Annotated in this window: 9 protein-coding genes; 7 read left to right on the plus strand and 2 right to left on the minus strand. The window is 61.9% G+C overall.

What is annotated here, in order from left to right; genetic code table 11:
• Window positions 1-22 precede the first annotated feature (22 nt).
• From BMY84_RS19550 to BMY84_RS19570, 5 genes are all read left to right on the plus strand, one after another.
• The gene (locus BMY84_RS19550; RefSeq protein ID WP_093085889.1) at window positions 23-436 is read left to right on the plus strand and encodes a hypothetical protein; all 414 of its coding nucleotides are present in this window, start codon (window positions 23-25) and stop codon (window positions 434-436) included.
• Window positions 437-581: 145 nt separating this feature from the next.
• Complete coding sequence (locus BMY84_RS19555) at window positions 582-2,642, plus strand: ParB/RepB/Spo0J family partition protein (protein WP_093085891.1); 2,061 nt, start codon at window positions 582-584, stop codon at window positions 2,640-2,642.
• A gap of 110 nt (window positions 2,643-2,752) precedes the next feature.
• Window positions 2,753-3,676 carry an ArdC family protein gene (locus BMY84_RS19560; RefSeq protein WP_093085892.1) on the plus strand — a complete coding sequence of 308 codons (924 nt, stop codon included), beginning with the start codon at window positions 2,753-2,755 and terminating at the stop codon, window positions 3,674-3,676.
• A 195-nt stretch (window positions 3,677-3,871) separates the two neighbouring features.
• On the plus strand, window positions 3,872-6,112 hold the full coding sequence (locus BMY84_RS19565) for a TonB-dependent receptor (RefSeq protein WP_093085894.1): 2,241 nt from the start codon (window positions 3,872-3,874) through the stop codon (window positions 6,110-6,112).
• The gene (locus BMY84_RS19570) at window positions 6,112-7,347 is read left to right on the plus strand and encodes an MFS transporter (RefSeq protein ID WP_093085895.1); all 1,236 of its coding nucleotides are present in this window, start codon (window positions 6,112-6,114) and stop codon (window positions 7,345-7,347) included. Before BMY84_RS19565 ends, BMY84_RS19570 begins: the two co-directional genes overlap by 1 nt.
• Here the strand turns inward: BMY84_RS19570 and BMY84_RS19575 are convergent.
• Window positions 7,319-10,165, minus strand: a complete 2,847-nt coding sequence (locus BMY84_RS19575; RefSeq protein ID WP_093085897.1) for an ATP-binding protein — start codon at window positions 10,163-10,165, stop codon at window positions 7,319-7,321. The two genes, BMY84_RS19570 and BMY84_RS19575, sit on opposite strands and share 29 nt — an antisense overlap.
• 223 nt (window positions 10,166-10,388) lie before the next feature.
• On the opposite strand from BMY84_RS19575, the gene BMY84_RS19580 reads away from it, so the two are divergent.
• A complete protein-coding gene (locus tag BMY84_RS19580) occupies window positions 10,389-11,576 on the plus strand; it encodes a GAF domain-containing protein (RefSeq protein WP_093085898.1) in 1,188 nt (395 codons plus the stop codon).
• A 604-nt stretch (window positions 11,577-12,180) separates the two neighbouring features.
• Entirely contained in the window at window positions 12,181-13,113 is a 933-nt protein-coding gene (locus BMY84_RS19585; protein WP_093085900.1) for a DUF2493 domain-containing protein, read from the plus strand.
• A gap of 101 nt (window positions 13,114-13,214) precedes the next feature.
• Here BMY84_RS19585 and BMY84_RS19590 read toward each other — a convergent pair whose 3' ends face one another.
• Window positions 13,215-13,967, minus strand: a complete 753-nt coding sequence (locus BMY84_RS19590) for an SDR family NAD(P)-dependent oxidoreductase (protein WP_093085901.1) — start codon at window positions 13,965-13,967, stop codon at window positions 13,215-13,217.
• Between the last annotated feature and the right edge of the window lie 83 nt (window positions 13,968-14,050).

Consider the following 14,050-nt stretch of genomic DNA (forward strand, 5'->3'; position numbering starts at 1 on the left):
CGGCCCGAAAGGCCCAGCCAGCATGATTGCCGCCGCATTCGCTTGCCTCTTCCTGGGGGACAGTATCGATGTTGGCGCCGCCGCATATGTGCGTGCTCGCCACGGCCTGTCTTGTGATGTCGTCGCGCGCGTTGGCGCCTCCGCACGAACGGCGACATCCTGGTCTTTTCCCCTCCGACATTACGACACCGCGATAATCTCGCTCGGCTCGAACGACCCGGACAATCCGCGCCTGGCTGAACAGATCACGCGGATTCGCGCGTCTCTGTCCGTGGGCAGGGTAATCTGGCTTCTCCCCTATCATCGGCGGGCCGCGGCGGTGGTCGCGCAGGTCGCGTTGCGCTTCCGGGACGATCGCCTCGATCTTGCCAGCGTGCCGACTGCTGACGGGCTGCACCCGGATTATTCCCGGTTGGCCGACGCGCTCGTGGACTGAGGTTTCCTGCCTCGGTGCGCGGCGCGCGGCACCGTCAAGCTGAGACGCCCCGCCGAGAGAGGGGAGGAGGCTTCGCCTTGGTGGACCTGATGAGCAGGTCTCGAGCGCGACACGCTGGCGCTCGTCTCTCCAACGGAGAAATCCGATGATCCAATCCGTCAAAGTGAAGAACCTGTCCCTTTCCAAGGACAATGTTCGCAAGAGCAACCGCGACCTCGATATCGAGTCTTTCGCAGCGACGATCGCAGCCCATGGCCTTCTGCAGAATCTTGTCGTCACGCCGCTCAAAAAGAACGGCCACTTCACCGTGAAGGCCGGCGGACGGCGGCTTCGCGCGCTCCAGCACCTGATCGCAACGGGCGTGTTGCCGGCCGACCATGAGGTGCCGGCGCTGGTGCTGGCAGACGACGCTGACAGCACCGAGGCCAGTCTCGCGGAGAATTTTGGCCGGCTGCCGATGAACCCCGCAGATGAAGCGACCGCCTTCAACCATTTCATCGACAAGGGGTCATCCGCCGAGGATGTCGCCAAGCGGTTCGGCGTCACGACCCGCTTCGTCGAGCAGCGTGTTCGGCTCGCTGAACTTGCGCCGTCGATTTTCCAGGCGCTTGCCGCCGGCGAAATCAGCCTCGGCGTCGCCCAGGCCTATGCCGTGACGGGCGACACCGACCGGCAGGCTCGGGTCTTCGAGCAGATGAAGTCGGCATATTATGGCAATCAGCCGGACAATATCCGCCGGGCCATTTTGAACGGCACGGTCAAGGCTAACGATGCCAAGGCCCGGTTCGTCGGGCGAGACGCCTATGTCGCCGCTGGTGGCCGGATCGAAGGTGACCTGTTCGCCAACGAGGGCGATGAGAACTGGATCGATGTCGAGCTCCTCGAGGATCTGGCGGCCAAGAAGCTCGAGGAAGCGGCGGCTGAGCTTACCGCGAGACAGGGTCTGGCCTTCGTTATGCCGATCGCGGCGACCCACGTCCCTTATGATACCGAACGCCAGCTGCACGAATTCCACCCGACCGCGCGTCCGCTGACCGAGGAGGAGAAGGTTCGCGTCGACGAACTGGCAGCGGAGAATGACAGCCTCGTCGAACAGCTTGAAACCGTGCTCTCCGACGGCACCGATGAAGCTGAGGCTGCCAACGACCGTCTCGAGGCCATCGAGCGAGAGCTCGACGAGCTCGATGCGTCGCGCAGGACCGTCGACCCTGAAATCCGCGCTCAACTCGGCACTTTCGTCTATATCGGCGGCGACGGCGAGGTGCGCGTCCATACCCGGATGTTCAGCGAGAAGCCGGTGGTCGATCCCAACGCGCCGATCGTCGCAGGACCGGGTGAGGATGAGAGCGAGGGCTCGGTCGAGCAGGGCGCGAAGCTTAGCGCGACGTTGGTCGACGAGCTGGCAACCCAGCGGCGCCAGATCCTAGTGGCCCATCTCGCAAGCGATCCCGCTACGGCGCTTGACCTCACCATCTTCCTGATGGCGCAGAACATGGTCTTCGCGAATAACTACGTGCGCGACCATTCCACCCTGAAGGCGTCTCCGTCGCAATTCCCGATCTTCGCCTTCCGCGATGAGGGATCGCTCGCGTCGCAGACGATCGAGGACCAGCGCCAAGCGCTCGACACCAGCTGGGCAGGCTTTGACACCATGACCGCGCGGTTCGACGGCTTCCGCGCGCTCGACGACGACGCACGAGGCGCCTGGGTCGCGTTCGTGGTCGCCCAGACCCTCGAGCCGACCTTGAACGTCGCGGATGGGGGCCGGCTCAACGGTTTCCATGATCATCTCGGTCGGGTTCTCGGCATCGAGGTGGCGCAATGGTGGCGCCCGACCGCAGCAAACTTCTTCGGACGCGTGAAGAAGGATGTGATGCTCGATGCGCTGGAGGACATCGGCGGACCGATACTGAGAGGTCGCTACAAGGACGCCAAGAAGAGCGACCTTGCCGCGACCTGCGCGTCGCTCTGCAACGGCCAAGGCATCGTCGAAGCCGAGATCCGCGAGAAAGCGAGCGCGTGGCTTCCGGACGCGATGCGCTTCGACGCCGTCGAGAAGCCCGAGCGTCATCCGACCCGTTCGACCTTCCTTGAGGGTGACGATGAGGATGATCTCGACATCATCGACGAGGAACTTGTCGATGAGGATGCGCGCGAACCCATCGATGGTGATGCTGGTGACGAGGATTTGAGCGAAGCGGCCTGACGACGGACCTGAAGTTCGAGGCGACTTGGGGCGGTGCTCTTCGGAGTGCCGCCCCTCTTTTTGTGATCCGCCCAACGCGGGTTCGCCTCTCACTCTAAAGGAGACTGATCGTGGCCAAGACCACCGACAAGCCCTCACCGGCCGATATCATCACCAACGCCATCATCGACAAGCTCGAAGCCGGCGTTCGCCCCTGGGTGAAGCCATGGCGGCCGGGGCTCGGCGGCCGTCCGCTGCGCGTAACGGGCGAGCCCTATCGGGGGATCAACTGCTTCTGGCTATGGCTGGTTGCTGAAAGCGCCGGCTACAGCGCGCGCACGTGGATGACTTACAGACAGGCCCAAGCCCTGGGCGGCCAGGTCCGGCAGGGCGAACGCTCGCAGTTCGCCATCTTCTACAAGACATACACCAAGGAGGTCGCATCGCCGGTGACGGGCGCGGTGACCGATGAGGTCCGTGCGATGCTGCGCAACTATGCGGTCTTCAACGTAGACCAGATCGAAGGCCTGCCCGAGGATTATTATCCAAGCCGTGTGGCGCTGGTCGCGCCGGGTGATGTCCTCCCCGAGCGTGCCGACCGCTTCATTCGCGCTCTGCCCGCCACGGTCCAGGTTCATGGCGATCGCGCCTTCTACGACCGGATCGCCGACAGCATTACCATACCGCCGACCGAGCTGTTTACGACCCAGGCCTATTGGGCGTCGACGCTCGCTCATGAGGCTGGCCACTGGACGGGGCATCCCGATCGCCTGAACCGCGAATTCGGCAAAAAATTTGGCGATGACGCCTATGCGTTTGAGGAGCTGTGCGCCGAGATGACGTCCGCCCTTCTCGGAGCCGATCTCGGTCTCCCGACCGCGCATTTGGACGATCATGCCAGCTATATTGCGTCATGGCTGCGCGTGCTGAAGCGCGACAGCCGTGCGGTTATGACTGCTGCCGCAAAAGCGGAAGCCGCCACGGGCTTTCTTCTCCGGGCAACGGGGTTGGCTGGCGACGAGCAATCCGATGAGACCGTCCGTGAAGCGGCATGAACGAGGCCGCCCTCCTCCACCTCGCCGCCTCCCCGCGTTTCTTCGTGGTTTTAAGCGGTGGCAAAGACAGGCTCGCCACCACCCTCGTCCGTTTCGGCGATGGCGCGCCACGCGACCGCATCGAGCTGCATAACCATGACGACCTATACCCGCGTATGAGGTTCGTTCCCGGAGCAACTACCATAGGAAGCGCTCATGGGGGCTTTAAGGCAGATCATCGCAAGAGCGGCTAAACGACCCTCCAACTTCCTCGTCGGCTCGCTCCCTTCGCTATGTGTCGGCGACCTCGTCCGAGTGCGGCACGCATGCAAGATTGCAGCCGGCGGCGTCGCGTTTGCCTCCATTCCGGCGCTTGCTCAGACCCAGCGCACCGATACGCTGAGAATCGAAGAGCCGGCGCACAGTGAAATCGTGGTTACCGCGCGCAAACGTCAGGAAAGCCTGCTCAACGTCCCGGTCGCCATCACTGCCGTATCCGGATCAACCCTAACGGCACGCAACCTCCAGTCGATCAAGGATGTCGCTCAGCTTGCGCCCGGGTTGAATATCAGCAGCGATGGCGTCGGCCGTGTGTTCATCGCCATTCGCGGCGTAGGGGTCACCACCGTTACCTCGGTCCAGCCTGGCGTCGGGCTCTTCATTGATGGCGTCTACCGGCAGAACACAGCCTACCTCAACAATCCGCTGGTCGATGTTGAGCGCATCGAAGTGCTGCGCGGGCCGCAGGGGACCCTCTACGGAAAGAATACGCTTGGCGGAGCGATCAACGTTATCACGCGCGCGCCGACTGACGAGCTGCATGCCTCGATCTCAAGTAGCTATGCCGGCCCCGACGACGCATGGACGACCGCCGGGAGCATATCGGGGCCGATCGTTCCGGGGCAGATTACGGCTCGCTTGGCCTATTCGCATCGCCAGCATGAAGGCTTCCAATATGACCTTAACACCAAAGCGCCTACCAACGCGCTCAACACTGATGCCTTGAGCGCCACCGTCCGGATCGCGCCCGGCGCGGGCGACGCCGTTCTGACCCTGAATGGCTATTACGACTGGACCGTTGGGGTAAACCGTCCCTATTCACAGGTCTTGGGTCCGACAGATTACAGGTTTGGGACTCAATTCAATGCGTCAAACAAAGCCTTCTATCGCTACCGTGGGGTCAATGCGAAGCTGGAAACGCCGATCGATGCGGTCAGCGGTTCACTGACGTTCATCGGGTCTTATGACCTGCGCGATGGCAATCTGCCCGACATCGACAATGATTTCAGTCCGTCTGACCTCATCCGCACCACTAGCACCGATCAACTGCGCACTGAGTCTCTCGAGATGCGGCTCGACAGCAAATGGAGCGATCGGATCAGCGCGCTGTTCGGGCTGTTTTACAGCCACGAAACCGCAGCCTCCAACACGATCGACAATATCAAGATCAACGGGTCAGTTCGCACGACCCGCGCACGTAACTCCGGCGACACTTATGCGGCCTTCAGCACTATCTTTTTGAAAATCAATGCCGACTGGGAAGCCTCCGCAGGCCTTCGCTACGACCATGAAGATCGTGTCGCGCGGGGTTCCGTCATGACTCAAAGAAGCACTGGGGTATCCGGCGGTCCCCTCCCCCCCGCTAATATCAAAACGGACCAGATTGAACCGCGCGTATCCCTGACGCGTCACTGGACTGACGAGCTCATGACCTACGCGACCGTCGCGAGGGGCTACCGTGGCGGCGGGTTTAACGCGCCGACGGCGCCGACCCGAAGCTACAAGGGAGACAGCGCCTGGACCTATGAGCTGGGAAGTCGCCTTCTGTCGCGTGATGCGCGCTTCGCACTCTCCGGCGCGTTCTTCTATAGCGATTACCGGGACTATATTGGCCTAAGCAGCGTGGCGCCCGCGGCCGGGGGAGGCTTGGTCACCGTCGATCTCAACACGGGTAATGTCGATAGCTACGGCTTTGAGCTTGAAGGGACATTCCGCCCGACCGGCCGCTGGACGATCCGCGCCAGCACGACGCTAACGCATGCCCGTATCACGGACGACACGCAGTATCGCGAGACCACCGCCCGCACCCTTTCATCGGATCGCATTACGTTTCAGCCTGACTGGGCGTTCGACGCACGTGCCGACTATGCATTGCCTATCCAGTCGAACCAGATCGTGTTCAGTGCTGGGGTGACCGGCAAAGGATCACGATTAGCGGCCACTCTGAACCAAACCACGCCCACAATTCTGACATCCTACTATCTGGTCGACGCGTCCGTCACTCTCCGCCGAGGTCCTCTCGACCTAACGATTTTCGCCACCAACCTGCTGCAAGAACATTATGTCGAATCCTACATTGAGAAGACAACCCCGCAAATCGCAGGTTTGCCGGTCTCGGATTATAGTCTTGCCGGCGATGGCCGCCGTGTCGGCGTGCGTGCCAGCCTGACCTTCTGATGCCAAATATGTTTACAGGATCGGGCGTTGCCGGGGTTATCACATCCCGACTGAAGGCCCCCAGGCTACTCTTTTTCGCAGTTATTCTCGGCATTTTCGAGGGCACGGATATCGCCTCGATGGGCATGACGCTGTCACGGATTTCCAGAGCGCTCGACCTCAACCCCACTCAATCCGGCCTCTGCGCAAGCGCAAGCATGGCAGGCTTGATGGTCGGAGCGCTGATCGGAGGACGCTTGGCGGATATTCGCGGGCGGCGATCCGTCATGATCTCGTCGATTGCTTTGATGGGGGTGTTCTCGATAGCCACTGCACTCAGCTGGAGCTTTACCAGCCTATTCGCCTTCCGGCTCTGCACCGGCCTTGGAATGGGCGGACTGATGCCGCTCCTCATCGCAATGGCAAATGATTCAGCGCATTCCTCCTTCCGATCCACTGCGATCTCGATAGTGCTTGCCAGTGGTCCTATCGGAGGCTTCGTGGCCGCACTCGTCGCCGCGCACCCCGATTGGCGTATGCTATTTCTGTTCGGCGGCATCGGGCCGATGCTCGTGATGCCGCTCGTTCTTGCGTATCTCCCAGTTGCGATTTTCGATCCTGGAACACGACTCAGTGCACCGAAACGACGGTCATCTCTGGTCCGAACCTACTTTGCTGACGGCCGAACGAGCGGAACTCTTCTAATCTGGGCGATCGCATTTGCGACGGCGATCGTGGTCTTCGTAACGCTGAATTGGCTGCCCAGCCTTCTTGTTCGTCAAGGCATAAGCGAAGCGCAAACCAGCAAGGTGATGCTTGCTTTTTCCTTGGGCGGCATCATCGGAAATATCGTCGCGGGAGTGATGATGGACCGTGGTTCATCAGCCGCCCTTTATGCCCTTGGGTATATCGGCGCCGGCCTTTGTCTCAGCGGTATCGCAATCGCACCTGCCGGGGCCGGCATCTACGTCCTCGCAGCCGGGATCAACTTTTTCATCCTTGGCGCACTGCTGGTCACCTATTCGCTCGCCCCGATCCATTACCCCGTAAACGTCCGCGCATCCGGCATAGGCGGCATGATCGCGGCTGGACGCCTTGGATCGGTGTTCGGCCCCGTGCTCGCAGGGCAGTTGCTACAGGCCGGCTTCGCACCACAGACGGTTCTGCTGGCGCTTTTGCCTGCCTTGGGCGTGTCGCTTGTGTTCGGTCTTGGCCTTGAACGGCGACTCAGGCGCGGGGTGCCTCCACAGTCCTAGTAGGACGGCGTAGGTCGCGGAGGAGACCTTTGACTTCCTCCATGCGCACGGGACCAGGAGCTTCGGGCGCCCGGGATATCGTAGCTTCAAGGATTTCGCACGCGACCTCGCGATCGCCCCTCCGCGCCAACAACCGGGCGAGACCGAGGGCAGCTGGAATCTCGAATACCAGCGCTGCGTTGAGCCGCGCGTTCTCGATAGCCTGGCGATAGAGCGCGGTCGCTTCGTCAAGGCGCGCCTCGAAGCCGCTGGCTGCCAGCGCATCCGCGCGCACCCGCAACGCCGGTCCGACCACCTGGACGTCGGCCTCCACAATGCGCCGATCAAAGACCTTTTGCGCGGCAGCAGCCGCCCCATCCGCATCGCCAAGGGTGAGCCGAACCTCTGCCAAAGCGATTTGGAAGGCGCTGAACATCGTCCCGGAGGGAATGTTCACGCCGCAATAGCGTTCAAGCAGCTCGCTGGCCTCGGCGACGCGCCCCTCGGAAAAGGCGATCCACCCTCGGAATGCGCTGGCCATAAACGCCCACGGTGCGAAATCGCGGGCCGGTTGTTCCAGCATATCAAGATAGGCCCGCGCGCGGTCCCAGTCGTTGGACACGAATGACAGGAAGCAAGCGGCGCGGGAAAGGATCAGGAAACGACCCTGCGGAAGCCCGCGATCGAAGGTCAGCGCAAGTGCCTTGTCGACGTGCGCGTAGCTCTCGCGCGTGAAACCCTGCAATCCATCGATGAACGCGATTCCTGCGAGCGCGAACGGGAGTATCTCGCTGCCATAGTAGATTGCGATTGATCGCGGCACATCGCGTGCGGTCCTGTCTATGACCCCTTTGAAAAGCGCGCGCGCGATCTCCCATTCGTTGCGGTGCGTTTTCGAGACAGCCAGCAGGACTTCTGCGAAGGATCTGGCGTAGTAAGCGTCATCCAGCGCCGCTTCGGCGACCAGCTGCTCCGCGATAAGGAGCCCTCGGCCGTCGTGACGGGACTCATAGAAGAAATGGCCGTAAATGAGCGCCCGACTGAGCCGCGCGCGATCGCCCGCCGCTCGGGTCGCCGCGATCGCATCATTTACGGCCTCGAACGGCGTCCGCTTTGCATCGTACATCGTGCCAGCCGCAACCCCGGTCAGGATGGCCGCTCGCAATTCCAAATCCTTGATCTCGTGCTTTATCAGCCAAGCATGCGCTTGATGCATGCGCGTCTGCTGCTCCAAGAAGAGACTAATTTCGACCCAGGCGCGCTCTGCCGCTATCGTGAGGCGGATTGGCAGGCTGACGTCTGCGCCCGTGTCATAGGCCCAGCTGAGCGCCTCTCGGACATCCTTCGCCAGCCCGAGCGCGAGGCGTCGTCCGGCTGCCACATCCATGCTGTCCCAATCCGTCTCCACGAGGCGAGCCAAGACATGATGGGCAAACGTGTCCGCGGCCCGTGCCCGCTCATCCTTGTCTAACCGCGCGTTGGCGAAATGGCGCGTCGTTTCCAAGAGCCGATATTCTGGCAGCTGTGCGCTCAGATCGACGTTGAGAAGAGATTTGCGTGAGAGCGACACGATTGCAAGCGTCGCAGCGCCTTGGCTTAGTTCGTCAAAAGCGATCACCGCCAGGGCGTCTGCCAACGTAAACCATGCGGCAAAGACACTCAGGCGTCTCAGAACGAGGGCTTCGATCTCCTCGAGGCTATCATAGCTCCACGCAATCACTGCATCGAGCGTGCGATGGCGCGGGAGGCCACCACGCCTGCCAAGCGTCAGGACAGAGACCCGCTCATCCATCCCGTCGCGGATCTGTTCAAGCCCCAAGGCACTCGACAAACCTGCGGCAAGGTCGATCGCAAGCGGCATACCGTCGAGGCGGCGACAGACGTCGGCGACGATGGGTGCGTTATCGTCGGTCAGTTCGAAGGCCGAGGACATAGCTTTGGCGGTTCGCGCGAATAGGGCGATGGAACCATATTGCGCCGCGACGAAAGCAGTAATTGGCCCTTCGGGCGCGAGCTCCAGCCCATCAAGGTTTTCGACAAACTCGCCGGCGACACGCAGCGCTTCGCGGCTGGTTGCCACGATACTGACGCCGGGGGCATTCGCCAGCACCGTGTCGGCAAGCTCGGCGGCATCGTCGATCACGCGCTCGCAACAATCGAGGACGAGCAACATCCGCCGCATCTTCAGGAAGACCAGAACATCGGCCAGCGGCTCCCCAAGCACGGGACGCTCCAGCGCAGTGGCGACCGCTGCGGCTACGTCCGCGGGGCCGGACGCCTGGCTAAGATCGGCAAGGCAAGCACCGTCGAGAAACCCGCCATCAATCTGGGACGCGATCTCAAGCGCAAGCGTGGTCTTCCCGATGCCGCCGGGGCCTACGATCGTGATGAGGCGATGATCATTGAGCGCCTGCTCGATCGAAGCTATGACCGGCTCTCGTCCCACGGGCCGGGACAAGGACGGCCGCACGCTGAAGTGTTTCTGCGCAGGCGTTGCCTCGAGGCCTTCGATACGGCGAACCGCCCCGGAATAAGAATATCCAAGCGACTGCTCAGAAATAATGTTCTTCCCTGCCGCGCCGAGCTTCTTGCGCAGATTGGCGATTTGGACACGCAGGTTCGCTTCGTCGACCGACAGGTTCGACCATGCCCGTTCAAACAGCTCGCGCTTGGATACAGTGACGCCAGGCGATTCCAGCAAAGCGAGCAAAATCGCGTAGGCACGGTCCCCCAGTGGCACGAACTCCGGTCCGCGCCAGAGCATTTTACGTGCGGCATCAACCCGGCAATCTTCGAACACGAATTCCAGCGACGATACTCCAAACCATGGCGTCGCCATGGCTACCTGAACCGCATCGGGCCGCCAACCTATACCCGCGCATGAGGAGCGTTCGCGGTGCTGTAAACGCGCTATTTACGGCTCTTAACTCCCCTATTTTCCGCGGGTCGGTAAACAGGGATCACCGACCGCATCCCCAAGCGGTCCATGACGAGATCGGAGTTTTAGGATGCGGTATGATGGATCAGCGGGCGACGCCGAAGCACGTCAGGCAACCGCTCCAATGGCGGCGAATGCCAACGAATCGTTGGCAGCGGCAGTGACGCTTGCGACGGAATTCGCGCAAACCACTGACGCGGCCGCAGCAGGCGCGCTCCTTGCATCGCGCGTTAACGGCGTCGTCGGTGCTCGACGCGTCGTGGTCTTGATCCAATCCGAAGACGGTCTCGAGATGGTGGCAGATGGTCGGCGGGCTGGAGCAGATTTTACCGTGTCCGGCGACGCGCGGGGGCTGTCGCCGAAGGATCTGCCATTCTCGCTCTTCAAGAGCGTAATCGATCATCACGCCAGTGCCTGTCTGGAGGTCCAACCATCGGAGTCTGATCAGGACAGTGAAACGGACGGTTCTGCACCTTTGAAGGGGGCTGTCTGCCTGCCGCTCATCAGCCGCGGCGTGCTACTTGGTCTGCTCTATGTCGAAACGGACGACAGTCGCCTCTGCAGACACCCGCACCTAGCTGAATTCCTCGCTTGCGCCACGCAATTTGCTGCATCTGCCGTCGATGCAATTGCACGCGACGCTGCGGTGTCGACTTCGGTTGCTACCAGCAATGGCCTGAGGACGGAGCGGGACGAAGCGCGCGAGGTTGCACAGCTTCTCGACCGAGTCGGGCATGGCGGGACCTGGCGGTGGGCCACCGATAGCGGCTCCTTTGCCATGTCGCCGGAGCTGCGGGCCATTGTAGGCCTGCCGATGGCAGGCTCCTGGGATATGGTGTCGATCTGGAGCTTGGGAGTCGATGACGGTGCGGCTGTGCCGGTAGCGGTGACCCAAGCCGTCAGTGATGGTGCACCGTTCGAGATCGAATATCAGATCGTTCGGCCAGACAATGATCAGATCATGACGCTCCTGATCATGGGAGCTGTGGCGGCGTCTGGCGAGCAGGTATATACCGGCCTCGCCATCGACATCAGTGCCCAGGTGGAACGGCGTGAGCTTCAATGTGCGGCAGCGGCCCGCACGAACCGTTCGTCGCCAAATGATGCGACTAACGCTTCGAAGTCCTTCTCGGTGATGCTGGCAAACCGCTTGACCAGCATCATGGTCGACGCGAGTGCCGCACGTAGTTGGCTTGGTCGCGAAAGGCCGAACATCGAAGCGGCAGGATTGGCGATCTCCCAGATCCAGGAGATGGCACGCAGCATCTGCGATGTGATGAATCGCGGCAGCCTTTTGCGCCTTGCTGCATGAAGACGGCTGCTGGATGTCCATCTCACGTTTGCGCGCGCCGACGCCGCTCATGACGATGCGAGCCGCCAAGGTGGCCTTGGCGAAGACATCGAAAACCGTGTTCGCGCACTGATCAGCCACGGTGCGGGCAAGCCTGTTGGCCTTTGGTATCGAACGCCGCCTGCGCTGCCGCGCAAGCAAAGGATACTTGCCCGCTAAGGTCATCCTCAATAATGACCGCAGCCTGATGATCAGTCACCGAGTTGTGTCTCGATCAGATCTATACGTTCACCAACATGGTCTCGATCGCGGCGATGCCAGGCAGACAGCTCAGCGGGATTAATGCGATCTTGCGGCGTTTCGGGCAGAGGAAGCGAAGGGATAAGTGCGCATACGGTTGAACCGGTAGCCTCGCCGCCAGACGATGCGGCACATGGGTGGTCGCGAGGGTCCGGCAACCCGAGCGTGGCGGGCCGAGTTGCCGCGTGCCGCGGCTGCCCGCACCACCCCGCCACCCCCGGGTTCCCCTCGGCTGCGCCTCGGTGCCCGACCCTCTCAATCGACCGCCCAAGGGGTGCGCATCCGGCGGAGAGGCTGCCGGTTCAACACCGAAAGGCACGCCATCATGACCACTTCGCTTGCATCGGCCCTTGCAGCACTGGAGCTAGGGCATCTCGAACCCGCTCCTGACCAACTCTCAGGCATGGCGCCTCCACCAACAGATGCCCTCGAGCAAACTGTCTCTGCGATCTGGAGCGATCTCTTCATGACGATGACGAACACATCGATCGAGCGAGACATCGAAGATCTGGGCTGGGGGCTGGTAAACCTCTTCCACCGCGCCGCCGCCAAGAAGCACGGGCTGGTTGATCGGCTGACCGACGAAATCAGGCTCCTCCTCGCCGAACAAGATGGCTCGGAGATTAGCACGAACGATCTTGAGGAGAAGATTGATCTCGCCAAGAAGGTCGAGGAATCGGCGGGCGCCTTCGAGACGATGCGCGACGTCGCTGCCTCCCATTATATGCGCGAGACGGGCCGCTCTTGGGTTCCTTCGTCCGGCAATCGCATCTCGCTCGGGGTGACGGCCGCGATCGTCGATGGGCATGCCTTCCTACGTGCGCGCCGGGAGCGTCGGCTTGAAGCCAATACCGCGCGTGGAACGCCGGTCGTCTTTGCCGGGGGCAGGCTCGCCTTCTCCAACGATGAAGATATGAAGATCTTCGCCGACAATCTGCTGGCAACGCTTAACAAGGTCCGCGCGCATGTCGGTGATATGTACCTCGTCCATGGCGGTGACATGAAAGGCATCGAGCGCCTGGCGGCGTCATGGGCTGAGCAGAACGGCGTCCAGCAAGTCCGGTTCGGCCTCGATCGCAAGCTGGGCGATCGTGCGGGGTTCCGCCGCAACGAGCAGATGCTTTCGCTGAGGCCCCGCTTCGTAATTGCCTTTCAAGGCAATGGTGTCACGGAACGGCTTGTGATCGAGGCCAAATCCCGCAAGATTCGGGTGGTTGATCGCCGTGGCCGTCTCGGAACGCCCCCCTCAGCGCAGTAGTCGGTTCGGGCGCCGGTCAGCCGGCGCCCCCCTCTCTGTGCAATCCGATCGTGGGCATAGAGCCGACGCAGGTCTGATCGAAGCTGTGCAGCGAGCCAACCTCAAGCGGCCAGCCCACCATCGATAGCGAGTGTTGCACCCGTGATGTAGGTGGCCTCTGGACCGACCAGGAATGCCACGGCCGCTGCCACATCGTCAGGCTCACCGTAGCGACCAAGCGCCGACATCGATTTCAACGTGTCGGCAGCCGGGCCTTCAGTTGGCGCCATCCCGGTGTTGATTGGACCTGGCTGGATCGTGTTCGCACGGATGTTGCGAGGCCCCAGGTCGCGTGCCCAACTACGGGTGTATGCCGATGCCGCAGCCTTCGACGCCACATAATCCGCGATGCCTGCGAAAGGCGTATGGTAATTGGCACCGGTCGTGCTGATCGTAACGACGCTGCCCCCATCATTCATTAGGGGGGCAGCCGTCCGCATTACCGTGGCGACCGCTCTTACGTTGATGTCGAGTTGCCGATCGAGCTCAGCGACATCGACTTCCGGATCGCCAAGCAGGCCGGTCACGAAAACGCCAGCGTTGTTCACGACGATGTCGAGCCGCCCATAGGCCGCGTGTGCCTGGCGAACCATGTCCTGAACTTCCGAAGTGATCAGCTGATCGGCCCTGATCGCGGTCGCTCGCCCTCCGGCGGCTTTCACCTCGGACAGTACGGTTTCGGCTCCGGCCGGCGAAGAGGAGTAGCTGAAAACGACATCAGCGCCGTCCCGCGCCAACCGCTTCACGATTGCCGCGCCTATTCCGCGCGATCCGCCGGTTACGAGCGCTGCCTTTCCGGCAAGTGGCTTGGTCACAGTCCGTCTCCTGTCCGTCGCGGTCGGCGAGATGCCGACGCCGTCGAGATGCAGCTATCGGACGGACGACCGTGCCTCGATCA

Origin of the sequence: Sphingobium sp. AP50, assembly GCF_900109095.1 — a bacterium.
GTDB lineage: Bacteria > Pseudomonadota > Alphaproteobacteria > Sphingomonadales > Sphingomonadaceae > Sphingobium.

Bases quoted from the DNA above. Each gene is read 5' to 3' on its own strand.
- BMY84_RS19555 (WP_093085891.1), top strand. From the start codon at position 582: ATGATCCAATCCGTCAAAGTGAAGAACCTGTCCCTTTCCAAGGACAAT.
- BMY84_RS19565 (WP_093085894.1), top strand. From the start codon at position 3,872: ATGGGGGCTTTAAGGCAGATCATCGCAAGAGCGGCTAAACGACCCTCC.
- BMY84_RS19580 (WP_093085898.1), top strand. From the start codon at position 10,389: ATGGCGGCGAATGCCAACGAATCGTTGGCAGCGGCAGTGACGCTTGCG.
- BMY84_RS19550 (WP_093085889.1), top strand. From the start codon at position 23: ATGATTGCCGCCGCATTCGCTTGCCTCTTCCTGGGGGACAGTATCGAT.
- BMY84_RS19585 (WP_093085900.1), top strand. From the start codon at position 12,181: ATGACCACTTCGCTTGCATCGGCCCTTGCAGCACTGGAGCTAGGGCAT.
- BMY84_RS19575 (WP_093085897.1), bottom strand. From the start codon at position 10,165: ATGGCGACGCCATGGTTTGGAGTATCGTCGCTGGAATTCGTGTTCGAA.
- BMY84_RS19570 (WP_093085895.1), top strand. From the start codon at position 6,112: ATGCCAAATATGTTTACAGGATCGGGCGTTGCCGGGGTTATCACATCC.